General features: G+C 62.8%; 17 protein-coding genes. 10 read left to right on the forward strand and 7 right to left on the reverse strand.

Annotation, left to right across the window (positions count from 1 at the left end; genetic code table 11):
• Positions 1-4 precede the first annotated feature (4 nt).
• Complete coding sequence (locus N6L27_RS06125) at positions 5-1,123, reverse strand: THUMP domain-containing class I SAM-dependent RNA methyltransferase (RefSeq protein ID WP_271906342.1); 1,119 nt, start codon at positions 1,121-1,123, stop codon at positions 5-7.
• Positions 1,124-1,390: 267 nt separating this feature from the next.
• On the opposite strand from N6L27_RS06125, the gene N6L27_RS06130 reads away from it, so the two are divergent.
• The 9 genes from N6L27_RS06130 to N6L27_RS06170 all read left to right on the forward strand — a co-directional run bounded on the left by N6L27_RS06130 (position 1,391) and on the right by N6L27_RS06170 (position 9,926).
• A complete protein-coding gene (locus tag N6L27_RS06130; RefSeq protein ID WP_039183568.1) occupies positions 1,391-3,124 on the forward strand; it encodes an ABC transporter substrate-binding protein in 1,734 nt (577 codons plus the stop codon).
• A gap of 156 nt (positions 3,125-3,280) precedes the next feature.
• Positions 3,281-4,345, forward strand: coding sequence for an ABC transporter ATP-binding protein (locus N6L27_RS06135; RefSeq protein ID WP_271906343.1), 1,065 nt, complete (start codon positions 3,281-3,283; stop codon positions 4,343-4,345).
• Positions 4,346-4,352: 7 nt separating this feature from the next.
• Complete coding sequence (locus N6L27_RS06140) at positions 4,353-5,453, forward strand: ABC transporter ATP-binding protein (protein ID WP_271906345.1); 1,101 nt, start codon at positions 4,353-4,355, stop codon at positions 5,451-5,453.
• Positions 5,453-6,316 (forward strand): carbohydrate ABC transporter permease, encoded by an 864-nt coding sequence (locus N6L27_RS06145; RefSeq protein ID WP_271906346.1) that lies wholly within the window; start codon positions 5,453-5,455, stop codon positions 6,314-6,316. Before N6L27_RS06140 ends, N6L27_RS06145 begins: the two co-directional genes overlap by 1 nt.
• 13 nt (positions 6,317-6,329) lie before the next feature.
• Positions 6,330-7,127 carry a carbohydrate ABC transporter permease gene (locus tag N6L27_RS06150; protein ID WP_260016048.1) on the forward strand — a complete coding sequence of 266 codons (798 nt, stop codon included), beginning with the start codon at positions 6,330-6,332 and terminating at the stop codon, positions 7,125-7,127.
• A complete protein-coding gene (locus tag N6L27_RS06155) occupies positions 7,127-7,405 on the forward strand; it encodes a DUF2160 domain-containing protein (RefSeq protein WP_039150888.1) in 279 nt (92 codons plus the stop codon). The genes N6L27_RS06150 and N6L27_RS06155 overlap by 1 nt, the downstream gene beginning before the upstream one ends.
• Positions 7,406-7,708: 303 nt before the next feature.
• Positions 7,709-8,125, forward strand: a complete 417-nt coding sequence (locus N6L27_RS06160) for a BlaI/MecI/CopY family transcriptional regulator (RefSeq protein WP_271906347.1) — start codon at positions 7,709-7,711, stop codon at positions 8,123-8,125.
• Positions 8,115-9,257, forward strand: coding sequence for a M56 family metallopeptidase (locus N6L27_RS06165; RefSeq protein ID WP_271906348.1), 1,143 nt, complete (start codon positions 8,115-8,117; stop codon positions 9,255-9,257). Before N6L27_RS06160 ends, N6L27_RS06165 begins: the two co-directional genes overlap by 11 nt.
• Before the next feature lie 420 nt (positions 9,258-9,677).
• Positions 9,678-9,926 carry an EF-hand domain-containing protein gene (locus tag N6L27_RS06170; protein WP_271906349.1) on the forward strand — a complete coding sequence of 83 codons (249 nt, stop codon included), beginning with the start codon at positions 9,678-9,680 and terminating at the stop codon, positions 9,924-9,926.
• A 118-nt stretch (positions 9,927-10,044) separates the two neighbouring features.
• Here N6L27_RS06170 and N6L27_RS06175 read toward each other — a convergent pair whose 3' ends face one another.
• The 6 genes from N6L27_RS06175 to N6L27_RS06200 are packed head-to-tail and all read right to left on the reverse strand — an operon-like array spanning position 10,045 to position 14,933.
• A complete protein-coding gene (locus N6L27_RS06175) occupies positions 10,045-10,269 on the reverse strand; it encodes an NnrT protein (protein WP_271906350.1) in 225 nt (74 codons plus the stop codon).
• Entirely contained in the window at positions 10,266-10,439 is a 174-nt protein-coding gene (locus N6L27_RS06180; RefSeq protein ID WP_271906351.1) for a hypothetical protein, read from the reverse strand. The genes N6L27_RS06175 and N6L27_RS06180 overlap by 4 nt, the downstream gene beginning before the upstream one ends.
• Before the next feature lies 1 nt (position 10,440).
• Positions 10,441-12,321 carry a nitric oxide reductase activation protein NorD gene (locus N6L27_RS06185; protein ID WP_271906352.1) on the reverse strand — a complete coding sequence of 627 codons (1,881 nt, stop codon included), beginning with the start codon at positions 12,319-12,321 and terminating at the stop codon, positions 10,441-10,443.
• A 4-nt stretch (positions 12,322-12,325) separates the two neighbouring features.
• Complete coding sequence (locus tag N6L27_RS06190; protein ID WP_271906353.1) at positions 12,326-13,120, reverse strand: CbbQ/NirQ/NorQ/GpvN family protein; 795 nt, start codon at positions 13,118-13,120, stop codon at positions 12,326-12,328.
• Between the two features lie 3 nt (positions 13,121-13,123).
• Positions 13,124-14,467, reverse strand: a complete 1,344-nt coding sequence (locus N6L27_RS06195; protein ID WP_271906354.1) for a cbb3-type cytochrome c oxidase subunit I — start codon at positions 14,465-14,467, stop codon at positions 13,124-13,126.
• Positions 14,468-14,480: 13 nt separating this feature from the next.
• Positions 14,481-14,933, reverse strand: coding sequence for a c-type cytochrome (locus N6L27_RS06200; RefSeq protein WP_271906355.1), 453 nt, complete (start codon positions 14,931-14,933; stop codon positions 14,481-14,483).
• 124 nt (positions 14,934-15,057) lie between these two features.
• Here N6L27_RS06200 and N6L27_RS06205 point away from each other — a divergent pair, with 124 nt between their 5' ends.
• Positions 15,058-15,267, forward strand: coding sequence for a hypothetical protein (locus N6L27_RS06205; RefSeq protein ID WP_271906356.1), 210 nt, complete (start codon positions 15,058-15,060; stop codon positions 15,265-15,267).
• The last annotated feature ends 106 nt before the right edge of the window (positions 15,268-15,373 follow it).

Genomic DNA, 15,373 nt, shown 5'->3' on the forward strand with positions numbered 1-15,373 from the left:
CGCGTCAGGGCAGCGGACCTGTCTTGAACAGGCGTATTTTCAGGCCGCCGTGTGCAACGGGTGCGCCGGACGGCAGGAACGGCAGATTGGTTGCCTTGGCCAGGCTGGTTTCCGACGTGACGATACCCACGCGCCAGCCCGAAAACCGCTCCGTCAGCACCTGCCCCAGCGCGCCGTAAAGGGCATAGAGCAGTTTCTTGTTGCCGATCCGGGCGCCATAGGGCGGGTTGACGATGATCAGGCCCGGCGGGCCATCCGGGCGTTGCAGGTCGCTGACCGCAGCCTGGGCAAAACGGGTGCAATCGGCCACGCCCGCCCGCTCCGCATTGGCAGCGGCCATCTCCACGGCGCCCGCATTGCGGTCGGAGCCATGGAACAGCAGGTCCGTTTCCCGCGTCTCGCCTTGTTTTTTCATTTCGGCCCAGGCGTCCACGTCAAAAGTTGCCAGCTGCTCAAAGGCAAAGCTGCGGCTGCGGCCGGGCTGCAGGCCCTTGGCGATCTCGGCGGCCTCGATCACGAAGGTGCCGGAACCGCACATCGGGTCCACCACCGGCTCAGTGCCGTCGTAACCGCATTCGCGCAGGAACATGGCGGCAAGGTTTTCCCGCATCGGCGCCTTGCCGACCGCGGATTTGTGGCCGCGCTTGTGCAGCCCCTCGCCCGAGGTGTCGACGCTGAAGACGCAGAGGTTGTCCTCGATGCGCAGCTTCACAGTCAGATCGGCGTCTTTGCTGACAGGGGCGCCGAGGGTTTCGGCAATTGCCTTTTCCACCCGCTGGGCAGCGGCGCCGGCGTGGTAGATCTTGGACTTCTTGTTGGTGGAAACCTCCACCTTCACCGGCACATCCGGACGCAGCACCTCGCCCCAAGGAAACTTGCGCGACCGTTTGTCGAGCTGGGCCAGGTGGAAGGCACGGAATTCGCCGATCCGCGCCAGCACCCGCGCCGCGCCGCGCACCGACAGGTTGGCGCGCCGGACCTCCGCCCAGTTGCCCTGCACCGTGACCCCGCCCGGCACGGCCTTGGGCACGGCAAAGCCCAGCTCCATGGCCTCGGCCAGCAGCGCCTGTTCCAGCCCCGGCGGTGCGGTCAGGAAGATCTCGAATGTGGTGTCTTGCGTCATGCTGCCCTCCTTAGACGCAAAGCCCAGCCGCGGCGACTGTTTTTTCAAATCCCGCCTTTGGAGAAACTGCCGTTGCGTTACAACCGGAAATGCTGCAATGCGGCATCGCCGCTGCACTCAACTGAAGCCTCAAATAACAAGCAAATTCAATAAGCTACGCATTACTAAAAAATTAGTTTGACAACATAATCCAACCTATGAAAGCTCTATGCCAGTCAGGTGCAGCCAACGTGCAGCTGGCCTCAAGAGACTTTCAGGGAGGAAGAGATGCGTAAGTATCTTCTCTCCGCAGCAGCCGTTTGTGCGGTGGTTGCGGGATCAATTGGCTATGCCGACGAAATGGCGGCCAAAAAATGGATTGATGAAGAGTTCCAGCCGTCGGCTTTGACCAAGGATGAACAGCTGTCGGAGATGCAGTGGTTCATCAAGGCCGCTGAACCTTACAAAGGCATGGAGATCAACGTGCTGTCGGAAGGCATTCCGACGCATAGCTATGAATCCGAAGTGCTGACCAAAGCGTTTGAAGAAATCACCGGCATCAAGGTGAACCACCAGATCCTGGGTGAAGGCGAGGTCGTTCAGGCCGTGCAGACCCAGATGCAGACCAAGCGGAACCTCTATGACGGCTACGTCAATGACTCCGACCTGATCGGCACCCACTCGCGCCTGCAGCTGGCGTACAACCTGACCGACATGATGGCAGGCGAGTTCAAGGACGTGACCAACCCCGGCCTCGATCTGGATGACTTCATGGGCACCCAGTTCACCACCGGCCCGGACGGCGACCTGTACCAGTTGCCCGACCAGCAGTTCGCGAACCTCTACTGGTTCCGCAAGGACTGGTTCGACCGCGAAGACCTGCAGGCCGCGTTCAAGGAAAAATACGGCTATGACCTGGGCGTTCCGGTCAACTGGTCCGCATATGAGGACATCGCCGAGTTCTTCAGCGAACAGGTCAAGGAAATCGACGGCACGGCGATCTATGGCCACATGGATTACGGCAAGCGCGCGCCGGACCTCGGCTGGCGGATGACCGATGCCTGGCTGTCGATGGCCGGTGCCGGCTCCAAGGGTGAGCCGAACGGCGTGCCGATCGACGAATGGGGCATCCGCATGGAAGAAGGCTCCTGCAACCCGGCTGGTGCCAGCGTGACCCGCGGCGGCGCGGCAAACGGCCCGGCAGCGGTCTATGCGATCCGCAAGTGGGACGAATGGCTGCGCAAATACGCGCCTCCGGGCGCAGCGTCCTATGACTTCTACCAGTCGCTGCCGGCACTGGCCCAGGGCAATGTGGCACAGCAGATTTTCTGGTACACCGCCTTTACCGCCGACATGGTGAAACCCCAGTCCGAAGGCAACAACACCGTCGACGCCGAGGGCAACCCGCTGTGGCGGATGGCGCCCAGCCCGCACGGCCCCTACTGGGAAGAAGGCCAGAAGGTCGGTTATCAGGACGTGGGTTCCTGGACCTTCCTCAAGTCCACCCCGCTGGACCGCGCACAGGCTGCCTGGCTTTATGCCCAATTCGTGGTGTCCAAGACCGTGGACGTGAAAAAATCGCACGTTGGCCTGACCTTCATCCGCGACTCTTCCGTCAACCACGAGAGCTTCACCGAGCGCGCACCCAAGCTGGGCGGCCTGGTCGAGTTCTACCGCTCACCTGACCGCGTGGCATGGTCGCCGACCGGCATCAACGTTCCGGATTACCCGAAGCTGGCCCAGATCTGGTGGCAGCAGATCGGTGACGTGAACTCCGGCGCCTTCACGCCGCAGGAAGCGATGGACCGTCTGGCCGAGGAAATGGACATCACCATGGGCCGTATGCAGCGTGCAGACGAGCAGGCGAATGTCTATGGCGGCTGCGGCCCGCGCCTGAACGAAGAGAAAGACGCGGAGTGGTGGTACGCCAATGGCGGCGCCAAAGCCCCGCTGGAGAACGAGAAGCCGCAGGGCCAGACCGTCAACTATGACGAGCTGGTGGCCCGCTGGGCAACCAACTAAGGCCTCCTCCCGGTCCGGCCAGCGATCCCCATCATCTGGCCGGGCTGCATCAGGCCCCGGAGACTCTTTCCCGTCATCCGGGGCCTTTTTCCCCAAGACCCCAGCGCGCCCCTGCCCCGGGCGCAAACAGGCCGCCTGCCGGAAAGTCAAAGCAAGATGGCACTCGAACTCAAGGGTGTGACCAAGCGCGTCGGCGCCATTCAGCACATCAAGGAAACTTCCCTGCTGCTGGAGCCCGGTCACTTCAACGTCCTCCTCGGCGCCACCGGCTCCGGAAAGACCTCACTCATAAAACTGATGGCGGGCCTCGACCCGATGGCCAGCGGCCAGGTGCTGATGGATGGCGAGGATGTCAGCCGCCTCAGCACCCAGAAGCGCAACATCAGCCTGGTGCACCAGTTCTTCATCAACTACCCGCATATGACGGTGTTCGAAAACATCGCCTCGCCGCTGAAGGTGGCGGGCATGGCGAAGTCGGAAATCGAGGCCCGTGTCGAGGAAGCTGCCGCGATCCTGCAGCTGAAGCCGATGCTGCACCGCCGCCCGCATGAGCTTTCCGGCGGCCAGCAGCAGCGCTGCGCCCTGGCCCGTGCAATTGCCAAGGAAAGCCGCGCGGTGTTCCTGGACGAACCGCTCGCCAACCTCGACTACAAGCTGCGCGAGGAGCTGCGCGACCAGCTGCCAGAACTGTTTGCAGGCCGCGGCGCGGTGGTGGTCTATGCGACCTCGGAGCCCGAAGAGGCGCTGCTCTTGGGCGGCAAGACCGCACTGATGCGCGACGGCCAGGTGACCCAGTTCGGCCCCACCGCCGAGATCTACCGCAACCCCGGCAACGTCGATGCGGCGCGGGTGTTCTCCGACCCGCCGATCAACACTGCCGAGATCACCAAGCAGGGCAGCATGGCCCGGCTGGGCGCTGGCGTCACCTGGGAACTGGCTGGCGATGCAGCCGGTCTGGCGGATGGCACCTACACCATTGCAATCCGCCCGCACCACGTGCTGCCTGTCGCGAAAAACGGCGCCCATGTGCAGCTGTCGGGCCAGGTGCAGGTGACGGAGCTTTCCGGCTCTGAGAGCTCTGCCCATTTCGACATGGGCTCCGGCAGCTGGGTCTCCTTGGCCCATGGCGTCCACCCTTACCAGGTGGGTGAGCTGCACGACTTCTACATGGACCCCGCGCAGGCATATTTCTTTGCCCCCGACGGCAGCCGCGCGGCGTGAGGCATCAATGGCTAAAATAACACTCTCCAAACTGCGCCACAGCTATCTTTCGACACCTAAGTCCGACTCGGATTACGCGCTGAAGGAAATCGACCTCGACTGGACCGACGGCGGCGCCTATGCGCTGCTCGGCCCCTCGGGCTGCGGCAAATCCACCCTCTTGAACATCATCTCGGGCCTGCTGGTGCCGTCCGAGGGAAAGATCCTGTTTGATGGCAAGGACGTGACCGCCCTGCCCCCGGACCAGCGCAACATCGCCCAGGTGTTCCAGTTCCCGGTGATCTACGACACCATGACGGTCTATGACAATCTGGCCTTCCCGCTCAGGAACCGCGGCCGGGACGAGGCCACGGTGCACCAGCGGGTGATGGCGATTGCCGAAATGCTCGAAGTCACCGAGATGCTGGAGCAGAAGGCGGCGGGCCTCAGCCCCGACAACAAACAGAAGATCTCCATGGGCCGCGGCCTGGTGCGCGAGGACGTCAACGTTGTGATGTTCGACGAGCCGCTCACCGTGATCGACCCGCACCTGAAGTGGAAACTGCGCTCCAAGCTGAAGGAACTGCACCAGCGGGTGAAGGCGACAATGATCTACGTCACCCACGACCAGACCGAGGCGCTGACATTCGCCGATCAGGTGGTGGTGATGCAGCTGGGCGAAGTGGTGCAGATCGGCACCCCGGTGGAACTGTTCGAGCGCCCCGCGCATACATTTGTGGGCCATTTCATAGGCTCGCCGGGCATGAACATCCTGCCTTGCGAGCTGCAGCACGGCGCCGCTGTGTTTGCAGGCCAGCAGATCATGCTGGAGGGGCCCATTCAAGGCGCGGCGGAGGGCCAGACTGAAATTGGCATCCGTCCCGAATTCGTCTCGCTGGCGGGCCACGGCCTGCCTGCCACGGTCACCAAGGTCTCTGACATCGGCCGCCACACGGTGGTGGAGTGCGAGGCCGGCGGCTGCCGCATCAACGCCGTCACCGAAGGCGCCGCACCGGAAAAAGGCAGCGCCGTGCATCTGGCCTTCCGCCAGGACATGACCCGGCTTTACGTGGACGGCTGGCTTGCCACCGCCCCGGCCAATGCCACTGGCGAACAAGGAGCAGCCTGATGAAAACCGAAAACCAGAAAGCCTGGTTCTTTGTCCTGCCGGTGCTGGCGCTGGTCGCCTTCAACGCGCTCATTCCGATGATGACGGTGGTCAACTACTCAGTGCAGGAGACCTTTGGCGACAATGTGTTCTTCTGGCAGGGGCTGGACTGGTTCCAGCAGATCCTGCGCTCTGACCGGTTCCACGCGGCGCTTGGCCGCCAGTTCATGTTCACCTTCCTGATCCTGATCATCGAGGTGCCGCTGGGCATCGCCATCGCGCTGTCAATGCCGCGCAAGGGGTTCTGGGTGCCGGTGTGCCTGGTGCTTATGGCGCTGCCGATGCTGATCCCGTGGAACGTGGTCGGCGCGATGTGGAACATCTTCACCCTGCCTGACATCGGTCTGCTGGGCTACTTCCTGAACCATGTGCTGGGCATCTCTTATGACATGACGCAGGATCCGGTGGCGGCCTGGGTGACCATTGTCACCATGGACGTCTGGCACTGGACCTCGCTGGTGGTGCTGCTTGCCTATGCCGGGCTGGTGTCGATCCCCGACGCCTATTACCAGGCGGCCAAGATCGACGGCGCCTCCAACTGGGCGGTGTTCCGGTTTATCCAGCTGCCGAAGATGAAGACGGTGCTGACCATCGCCATCCTGTTGCGCTTCATGGACAGCTTCAACATCTACACCGAGCCGTTCGTGCTGACCGGGGGCGGTCCCGGCAACTCCACCACGCTGTTGTCGATCGACCTGGTGAAAATCGCGCTTGGCCAGTTCGACCTCGGCCCCGCCGCTGCCATGTCGCTCATCTATTTTGCAATCACGCTCCTGGTCTCCTGGCTGTTCTACACGCTGATGACCAAGGACGATCTGAACTAAGGGAGGGATCCAGATGCAGAAACGATCCATCGTCCCCATCGTCTATATCCTGTTCCTGATGCTGCCGATCTACTGGCTGGTGGCGATGAGCTTCAAGACGACCAATGAAATCCTGTCGGGCTTCTCGCTGTTCCCGCAGACCTTCACGCTGGACAACTACAAGACCATCTTCACCGATCCCAGCTGGTACTGGGGCTACATCAACTCGATCCTTTACGTGTCGATCAACACGGTGATCTCCATCGCGGTGGCGCTGCCGGCGGCCTACGCCTTCAGCCGCTACCGGTTCCTGGGCGACAAGCAGCTGTTCTTCTGGCTCTTGACCAACCGGATGGCGCCTGCCGCGGTGTTCGCGCTGCCGTTCTTCCAGCTTTATTCCGCCGTCGAGCTGTTCGATACCCACCTGGCTGTGGCCCTGGCGCACTGCCTGTTCAACATTCCGCTGGCGGTCTGGATCCTCGAGGGCTTCATGGGCGGCGTGCCCAAAGAGCTGGACGAAACCGCATTCGTTGACGGTTATTCTTTCCCGCGCTTCTTTGCGACGATCTTTGTGCCGTCGATCAAGGCGGGCGTGGGTGTGGCGGCCTTCTTCTGCTTCATGTTCTCCTGGGTGGAACTGCTGCTGGCCAAGACCCTGACCGCGGTTGCAGCCAAGCCGATTGCCGCAACCATGACCAAGACCGCGTCCAGCGCGGGTTATGAACTGGGGCTGCTGGCGGCGGCCGGCACATTGACAATCATTCCGGGCGCCATCGTGATCTGGTTTGTCCGCAACTACATCGCGAAGGGTTTCGCGATGGGGAGGGTGTAATGCTTTCATGGATGGCCTGGACCTGGCCCACTGCCCTGTTGTTCATCGGCATCTTCAGCGCCATCGGCGTGCTGATCATCGCCGAAATCCGCCACCCCGGCGGCGCGGCCCGCAAGGGCGTGCTTGGCCTCACCACCACCCGCGGCGACCGGCTGTTCATCAGCCTATTGGGCACCTCCTACATCTTCCTGGCCTGGCTGGGACTGGTGGGGATGCCGCTGTGGTGGCCGCTAGGGCTGTCGATTGCATGGGGCATCTTCTGCTTCTGGAAGGTCTGACGCCCGCGGATCGGGTCAAGGGGGCCGCAGGCCCCGCCAAAGGCGGCTTGCCCTTGACGCGTAAGACCAAAACACCATTGAGACAGGCCTTGAAGGCAAACCTGCCCTTCAAGGCCGTCTCAGCCAAAACCCAAAACCGGTGCGCCAGTCACTACCGATAAGACTGGGTCATCACCCCGCAACTTGCTGAGAAGACTCGCGCGGCAGCGCACATTTTGACAACAAATGCCCTGCCACCGCGCATCTTCTAAAAAAATAGTTTTCACGGAAGCCTGCTTCCCCTAGCATGACTGGAACGATCACATGAGCCGGACTGCCGAGGCGATGCGCAAGAAACACGACACTTACCTGCTGACCGAGGTTGAGCTGGAATTCATGACCGTGGTCTGGGACATGGGCGGCGGCACCGTGCGCGATATCCTGGCAGAGCTTAACAAGATGCAGGAACGCGCCTACACCTCGGTGGCCACGGTTCTCAAGATCATGGAGCAGAAGGGCTTCCTGACCAGCGAGCGCAAGGACCGATCGCTGGTGTACCGCCCCGCCGTTCCCAAGGCAGAGTATCAGAAAACATCTCTGAAAAACCTTTCGAGCAAGCTTTTCAACGGCGCGCCCGCCGCATTGGTGGCGCGGCTGGTCGATGATGAGGATGTGACCGACGAGATGCTCGAGGAGATGCGGGCGCTCTTGGAGGAAAGGCTGGGGGATAATGAACGCTGATGTTCTGCTGAATGCCTATATTGATCTGAATATTCTGCTGCTGGCGGGCACCCTCTTGTGGTTCGCCGCCCGCAAGGCGCTGGCGCGCAGCTCTCTGGGGCGCGCCTACCGGCCGCAGCTGCGGCTGTTGAACGGCATGACGGTGCTGCTGGCGGCCTCACCGCTGCTGATCCTGGCCTTTACGCGCTTTGTCATCGCCCATCCGCCGAATTTCTCCGACATGCTGGTTTCCCAGTATCTGCAGGGCAATGTCAGCATGAGCGCCGGAACTTTTGAGGCCACCCTCGGCCTGCGCGAAGATGCGGTGCGCGGCCTCACCAGCCTGCAGCCGCTGTGGGCACAGGCCCTTGCAGCGGCGTTTGCCGCCGGGGCGCTGATCTGCCTGGCGCATGTTGCCGTTTCCGTCTTCCGGCTGCGCCAGAATCTGGCGGGTGCCTTTATCTGGAAACGCATTGGCCGGGTGCAGCTGATGGTGTCTGATGACATCCGCGTCGCCTATTCCACCCGCGGGCCGTTTTGCCGCTATGTGGTCCTGCCCACGCAACTGCTGAATGACCCGCGCGACCTGCGTCTGACCATTGCGCACGAATTGCAGCATTTCCGCCAGCGCGACATCGAATGCGAGTTCCTGCTGGAAATGCTGCGCCCGCTGCTGTTCTGGAACCCCGCCTTCTACCTGTGGCGCCGCGAGGTGCGGCTGCTGCGTGAGTTCGCCTGCGATCAGGCGCTGATGGCGCGGCCCTCTTTCGATGTGCGCTCCTATTGCGAATGCCTGATCCGTGCCTGCGCCCATGCAGCACGCAGCCCGGCGCTGTTCATGCGCCGCAGCCCCGCAGTGGCCCTGGTAGACCGCCGCGAAACCCGCCGCGGCGCGTCTCTGCAACGGCGTATCATCGCAGTGACGGCCGTTCAACCGCAGGGGCCGAACTCGCTCGGCTGGGGCGCCGTCTCTTTGGCGATGACCGGGGTTGTGCTTGCGACCGCGATGCTGCTGCAACGCCCCAGCGACTGGAGCCACGACCGCATCATGCTGTCGACCATCGTCAATCTGGAGCGCATGGCAACCCGCAACAATGCCCCGGAGCTGGCTGTCAGCGCCTTGAACGGCGGCTTTGCGGTCCCCTCGCAATAGGTCCTGATCCGGCAGCTGACTTCCGGTCTTACCCCCTTGCCAGGCAAAGCTGCCCGCGGCGCCCGTTCTCCGCGGCAGCAGTAAAACTTGCCTTGTCTCTGCGACTCACCGGGCCCCCTCTGCATCTGGCCTCTGCTGATTTCGGCAAAAGCCGCAATGACGGCTTCTTTTGCAGAACTCCCGGCTGAACGGGCGAAAACCTGCAGGGCGGGCTCAGCAGCATAAGCGGAGAAAGGACCAGCAGGAATTCAGAGCGGCAATGCGCCGGGCAGAACAGACCTTTCCGGCAGCCTGGTGCCTGAAACTCTCTGCCTGCGGCAAGAGCGTGGAAGCCTGCACCGGCCCGGCCTAGCACTAGGCCACGGCACGCGGAACACCGCGGCCGCTGGAAGACCCGAACCTATGATTGGAGTGTCTCACATGAAAACCTTCGCACTGACCGCTGCCGCCTTTGCTGCTTTGACCGCATCACCGCTGGCGGCGATGGAATCCATCACCGAGGCCGATACCGACGGCAATGGCACCTATTCGCTGGAAGAGCTGCAGGCGGCGTTTCCCGACCTGACAGAGGAAACCTTTGCAACCATCGACGCCAACGCTGACGGCGAGGCGGATCTGGCTGAGGTGAAGGCAGCGGAGGAAGCCGGCCTGCTGCCAACAGCCGGCTGAACCCGCGGCAAGGCGGCTCCCCCCTCAAAACCAGCCGCCTTGCCACTTGTGTCTCCCTTTGATGTTAAACGGTGCCAGGCCTTGCTCTGCAGGGCCATTTTTACATGCCGGGAGGCGTTCAGCCGCCGTTCGCCTGCTGTTTCAGGCGTTCGATGTGACGGGCGAAGACAAACGTCAGGGGCAGGCCCAGCAGCAGCCCCCAGGCCACCGATTCATAAGGGCTCAGCACCCGCCAGCCGATCCAGCTGGCAATCAGCGAGGCAAAGAAGATATTGACCGCCGCGGCCCCCGCCCCGAACGGGTAAAGCGCTGCCAGCAGCCGCCAGGAAGGCTGCGGTGTCATCGCCGGCTCACCAGATATTGAACGAATCCCAGACTGATAATCAGCGCGATGGACCCTACCAGGAACCAGAACTCTGCGGTTTCAGTCTGCGGCTGCGGGATCGGGCGCTCAAACGTGGCGGCAAAAGCGCTGGAGGGGGCCAGCAGGGCCAGAGAAAAAATGCGTTTCATCTCAGTGCTCCATGGTCAGGGATTGATAGATTTCCGGCAGCGCGCGCGGCAGCCGGTCAGGGTCAGGCAGCAGGGTGAACCCCGCGCGTCCGAAGATGCGGGCAAACCAGTCCTGCCCGTCGGCGTCGATCACCACGCCATGCACCGACTGCCCCAGGGCGCGGGCCTCGCGCACCGCCATGCGGCTGTCCTCGATGCCATGCACGCCCTCATAGTGATCCAGATCGTTTGGCTTGCCATCGGTCAGCACCAACAGCAGGCGGCGTTCAGCACCTTCTTCTGCAAGCTGGGCAGAGGCATGGCGGATCGCGGCGCCAAGGCGGGTGTAGTGGCCGGGCTTGAAGCCGCCGATGCGGGCGGTGACCGCTTCTGACATCGGGTCCTCGAACCCTTTGGCGCGGGTCACGAACACCCGGTCCCGGCGCAGGGAGGAGAAACTCCAGATGCCCAGACGGTCGCCCGCAGTGGCAATGCCGCCTGCGAGAGCCGCAAGGGATTCGCGTGCGGTCTCGATCACCGGGCGGTCGCCGACCGTGGCCTCGGTCGAGCGGGAGCAGTCCATCAGCACCGCCACGCTCAGGTCGCGGGCCATCGGGCGGCTGGCCTGCCAGACCCGGTCGCTGCCCTGCTGGCCGCAGGCCAGATCGACATGGGATTTCACCACTGCTTCCAGATCCAGCTCGTCGCCGTCCAGCTGCCGCGGCAGCATTACCCGGCGCGGGTGCAGCGGCGCAAACTGGCGGCGCACGCGGGTAACGAGCCGCGGGTCGGGCTGGAAGCTGTCCGCCGGTTTGCCCTCAGCCTCCAGCACGCAAGTATGGGCGGGCATGTGCTTGCCCAGCCGGTGGTTCCATTCGGGATAGGTGAACTGCCCGGCCAGCCGCTCATGCTCAGCATCCTGGGGCGACAGGTCCAGCGAGATCCGCAGCCGCGAGGCCGCGCGTTTCATGTGCTGCGAGAGGGTGAGGTTGTCCTGGTCCTCCGCCGCCTTCTGGGCGTTCTCGTTGTCGTCGTCGTCGACCATGCGGTTGATGTTCAGGCTTTCGGCCCAGGACAGGATAGACTCGAACCGGTGGACGATGAAGCTGTCCTTGCGGGTGGTCTGATCCTGGTCCTGCCGCTTTGCCGTCTTGCGGGTAGTAACGGCCAGGCCAGGGGTTTTCATTTCTTCGTCCGCTGCGGGGGCTGCCCCCCTGCCCGCTTGCGGGACGGCCAAGCGCAGCCAGAACGGCACCGGCTGATAAGTCCGGTAGCCGCGCGGCGCGGTGCAGGTGCAGGGCTCGGCAATGCGGCAGTCGGTGCCGATCTGATCCAGCACCATGCGCTCGATCCGCGCTTCGGAACGCGGCAGGCCGTTGCGTTTGCGGGTCTCGGCGGTATGGGCACAGAACGCGCCATAGGCAGAGCGCAGCCCAGGACAGGCGGCAAACACTTTGTCCGCAGCACGGGCATTGGCAGCGATCTCCAGCTGATCGGCCTGATAGCGGTCCTCGTTGCGTTCCGGCAATTCGATCGAGGCAGCCATTGCGGCCAGCCACAAGTAGGCCTTGCGGTTCAGCTCCGGGCTGGGAAAGACTGACATTTCCGGCGGCAAGCGCAGGCGCTCGCCGTCGAAACTGGCGGTATATACCATTTCCCGAGGGGTGCCGATGCGGCGCAGCCGGTCCGGACGATGGTCCGACAGCACCGCAGGCGCTACTTGGATCTCAACGCCCCCGGCCCCGCCCAGCGCCCGGAACAAGGCCGCCACGCTGGCGCGCATGTCCTCGAACCGGACGGTGTGCTCGGCCCCATCCTCTGCGGCACCGATCCGTGTCGCCATGCCATGCCACAGGTTGCCAACCGTTTCTTCGGGTTCCAGAAGGTCGAGAGCGTGGATCATGGCATCACCCGTAGACGCTTGCGGCAAGGTCGCGCAGCGCCTGCTGCACATCAGCCTCGTCGCTGAGGGGTTCGATGACGGCGGCCTCTACCGCGCGCTCTACGCCCATGCCCTTTGCAATCAGCGTGGCGGCATAGATCAGCAGCCGGGTAGAGACACCTTCCTCCAGGTCCATGCCAGAGAGTTTGCGGATATGGCCCGCCAGGCGCACCAGCGCGGCGGAGCGGCCCTCGTCCAGCCCGCTTTCAGAGGCAACCACCGCGGTCTCGGCAGAGGCTTCCGGGAAGTCGAAGCCGATCGACAGGAAGCGCTGCCGGGTCGAGGGCTTCAGCTTCTTCAGAATGTTCTGGTAGCCGGGGTTGTAGCTCGCGACCAGCATGAATGGCTTGGGCGCGGCCAGTTCCTCGCCGGTGCGGTCGATGACCAGACGGCGGCGGTCGTCGGTCAGCGGGTGCAAGACCACGGCCACGTCCTTGCGGGCTTCGACCACCTCATCGAGGTAGCAGATGCCGCCCTCGCGCACCGCGCGGGTCAGCGGACCATCGACCCAGACGGTTTCCCCGCCCTTCAGCAAGTAGCGCCCGATCAGGTCGGCAGCCGACAGGTCGTCGTGGCAGGCAACGGTGTGGAGGGGCAGCCCGAGCCGGGCTGCCATATGTTCCACGAACCGCGTCTTGCCGCAGCCGGTGGGCCCCTTCAGAAGAAGGGGCAGACCGTTGGCTTGGGCCATCTCGAAGACGGTGCATTCATCGCCTGCGGGACGGTAGAAGGGCACGGAAGGCATGTTCATTGCGTTCATGGCTTACTCTCCCGGTACGGCCGCGGGGCCGGGTTTGATGACTTCGCGGCGGACCACGACGGTTGCGTAGATGAACAGGAGCGCACCCAGGACCACCACCACGCCAGAGCCGAGACGCATCAGGTAGAAGATGCCGAGCTGGTCCTGCACATCCATATAGTAGTCGCCGATGACGCGTTGCAGGTGGGTCTGGATGGTGCCGGCAAAGGTCAGCACAAAGGTCATGAAGGCCATGCCGCCGGTCATCAGCCAGAAGGAGGCCATGTTCAGCACCTGGTTATAGGGGTCGCGGTTGCGCAATTGCGGCATCGCATAGGTGAACATCGCCAGGTTCATCGCCACATAGGCGCCGTAGAAGGCCAGGTGCCCGTGAGCGGCAGTGATCTGGGTGCCGTGGGTATAGTAGTTCACCCCGTGCAGCGTGTGCAGGAAACCCCAGACGCCGGCGCCGAAGAAGGCAACGGTGGAGGCGCCCAGCGACCACAGCAGAGCCGCCTTGTTCGGGTGGTTCTTGCGGCCTTTCCACACCATGACGAAGGCAAAGCTCATCATCGCAAAGAACGGGATCACTTCCAGGGTCGAGAAGATCGAGCCGATCCACTGCCAGTACCCGGGGGTGCCGATCCAGAAGAAGTGGTGGCCAGTGCCGAGGATGCCGGAAAACAGTGCCAGCGCCACGATGACATAGAGCCATTTCTCCACCACCTCGCGGTCAACACCGGTCAGCTTCAGCATCAGGTAGCCTAGGATCGCAGCCATCACCAGTTCCCAGGTGGCTTCCACCCACAGGTGGACAACGAACCACCAGTACATCTTGTCGAGCGACAGGTTGTCCGGGTTGATGAATGCAAAGATCCACAGGAGCGACAGCAGCCACAGGCCCATCAGCAGGATGTTTGTGATCGCGGTCTTGCGGCCCGCCAGCACGGTCAGCGAGATGTTCACGAGGAAGATCACCGCCGCGACCAAAATACCAAACTTGACCCACAGGGGCTGTTCCAAGAACTCGCGCCCGCCATGGATGCCGACAAGGTAGGACCCCACCGCCCCGAGCGTCCCGACAACCAGGATTGCCAGCTGGATATAGGCGAGTTTCACCGAGAACAGTTCACGCTCGCTTTCCTCGGGGATCAGGTAGTAAGCGGCCCCAAAGAAGCCCAGCAAGAGCCAGACCACCAGTGCGTTGGTGTGCAGCATCCGAACGATGTTGAACGGCAGAAGCTCGCTCAGCGTGTTTGGCCAGACATAGATCCAGCCGGCCAGCAGACCGCCCAGAACCTGAATGGCAAACAGGCCCATTGCTACCATGAAGTAGGCATAGGCCACTTTTTGAGATTGATATTTCATTGTTTTTCTCCCCTCAGCCCGCGTCGTTCGGCGGCCAGTTCTGGGTGTCGGTCTGATCCGCCCAGCGCAGGAATTCGGACAAGGCCTTGGTCTCTTCATCCGTCAGCTCGAAGAACGGCATCTGGCGGCGGCCCTCTACGCCGGAAGGCTGCGACTTCATCCAGCCGTCCAGCATTTCATAGGCGCCTTCCGGGTCGTCCAGCACACCCCAGCGGGTCATGACATTGCCCACTTCGGGTGCGAAATAGGCGCCCTCGCCGTGCAGCGTGTGGCAGTTGATGCATGAGTGGCGCTCCCACACATGCTTGCCCTGGCGCACCTCGTCGGTCAGCTCCATGCCAGCGGTTGATGTTTGGGTGATATAGCGGTGGCTGTGCGCGGTCATGGCCACGAACACGACGACGAAGAACAAGGAGCCCCCGTAGAACACGTTCCTGGCCCGCGACTTGGTAAGTATCTCTGACATATCGCGGTCCTGAGTACAGTTGCGGATAGGAACTGCCTAAACCCGCGCACCGCCATGGATATTGTCGAAGCGCAAAGACCGCGCGCATTGCTGCAAGCAAAATGCAGGAAAAGGAGGACACGCCATGCGCCGCCCCGATTTCGACGATCCCGACCTGCCGCTTTCGGAACTGTTCCATCATTGGCCCGCCTGCGCGGGCGAGTTCATGAACCGCCAAATGCTTTGCCCTGGCTGCCCGATCGCACCCTTTCACACGGTAATTGATGCCTGCGAAGAATACGGACTGGAGGAAATGGCGTTCCGGGAAAACTTGAGGGGAGCCGCTATGGCTTGAAGCAGTCCTGACCGGGGTGCCGGCTGCAAGACTTACCAGTGCCTCGGACCGCATCTGCACATTGAGGCACTCGGCCAGTGCTTGGTGCTTGCTGCGGGCCCTCTTC

Source organism: Leisingera sp. SS27, assembly GCF_028368855.1.
Lineage (GTDB): Bacteria > Pseudomonadota > Alphaproteobacteria > Rhodobacterales > Rhodobacteraceae > Leisingera.

What these genes read in the sequence shown, in the direction of transcription:
- N6L27_RS06185 (WP_271906352.1), bottom strand. Translation starts at nt 12,321, where the DNA reads ATGATCCACGCTCTCGACCTTCTGGAACCCGAAGAAACGGTTGGCAAC.
- N6L27_RS06145 (WP_271906346.1), top strand. Translation starts at nt 5,453, where the DNA reads ATGAAAACCGAAAACCAGAAAGCCTGGTTCTTTGTCCTGCCGGTGCTG.
- N6L27_RS06125 (WP_271906342.1), bottom strand. Translation starts at nt 1,123, where the DNA reads ATGACGCAAGACACCACATTCGAGATCTTCCTGACCGCACCGCCGGGG.
- N6L27_RS06150 (WP_260016048.1), top strand. Translation starts at nt 6,330, where the DNA reads ATGCAGAAACGATCCATCGTCCCCATCGTCTATATCCTGTTCCTGATG.
- N6L27_RS06170 (WP_271906349.1), top strand. Translation starts at nt 9,678, where the DNA reads ATGAAAACCTTCGCACTGACCGCTGCCGCCTTTGCTGCTTTGACCGCA.
- N6L27_RS06180 (WP_271906351.1), bottom strand. Translation starts at nt 10,439, where the DNA reads ATGAAACGCATTTTTTCTCTGGCCCTGCTGGCCCCCTCCAGCGCTTTT.
- N6L27_RS06200 (WP_271906355.1), bottom strand. Translation starts at nt 14,933, where the DNA reads ATGTCAGAGATACTTACCAAGTCGCGGGCCAGGAACGTGTTCTACGGG.
- N6L27_RS06140 (WP_271906345.1), top strand. Translation starts at nt 4,353, where the DNA reads ATGGCTAAAATAACACTCTCCAAACTGCGCCACAGCTATCTTTCGACA.
- N6L27_RS06160 (WP_271906347.1), top strand. Translation starts at nt 7,709, where the DNA reads ATGAGCCGGACTGCCGAGGCGATGCGCAAGAAACACGACACTTACCTG.
- N6L27_RS06155 (WP_039150888.1), top strand. Translation starts at nt 7,127, where the DNA reads ATGCTTTCATGGATGGCCTGGACCTGGCCCACTGCCCTGTTGTTCATC.
- N6L27_RS06195 (WP_271906354.1), bottom strand. Translation starts at nt 14,467, where the DNA reads ATGAAATATCAATCTCAAAAAGTGGCCTATGCCTACTTCATGGTAGCA.
- N6L27_RS06175 (WP_271906350.1), bottom strand. Translation starts at nt 10,269, where the DNA reads ATGACACCGCAGCCTTCCTGGCGGCTGCTGGCAGCGCTTTACCCGTTC.
- N6L27_RS06135 (WP_271906343.1), top strand. Translation starts at nt 3,281, where the DNA reads ATGGCACTCGAACTCAAGGGTGTGACCAAGCGCGTCGGCGCCATTCAG.
- N6L27_RS06130 (WP_039183568.1), top strand. Translation starts at nt 1,391, where the DNA reads ATGCGTAAGTATCTTCTCTCCGCAGCAGCCGTTTGTGCGGTGGTTGCG.
- N6L27_RS06205 (WP_271906356.1), top strand. Translation starts at nt 15,058, where the DNA reads ATGCGCCGCCCCGATTTCGACGATCCCGACCTGCCGCTTTCGGAACTG.
- N6L27_RS06190 (WP_271906353.1), bottom strand. Translation starts at nt 13,120, where the DNA reads ATGAACGCAATGAACATGCCTTCCGTGCCCTTCTACCGTCCCGCAGGC.
- N6L27_RS06165 (WP_271906348.1), top strand. Translation starts at nt 8,115, where the DNA reads ATGAACGCTGATGTTCTGCTGAATGCCTATATTGATCTGAATATTCTG.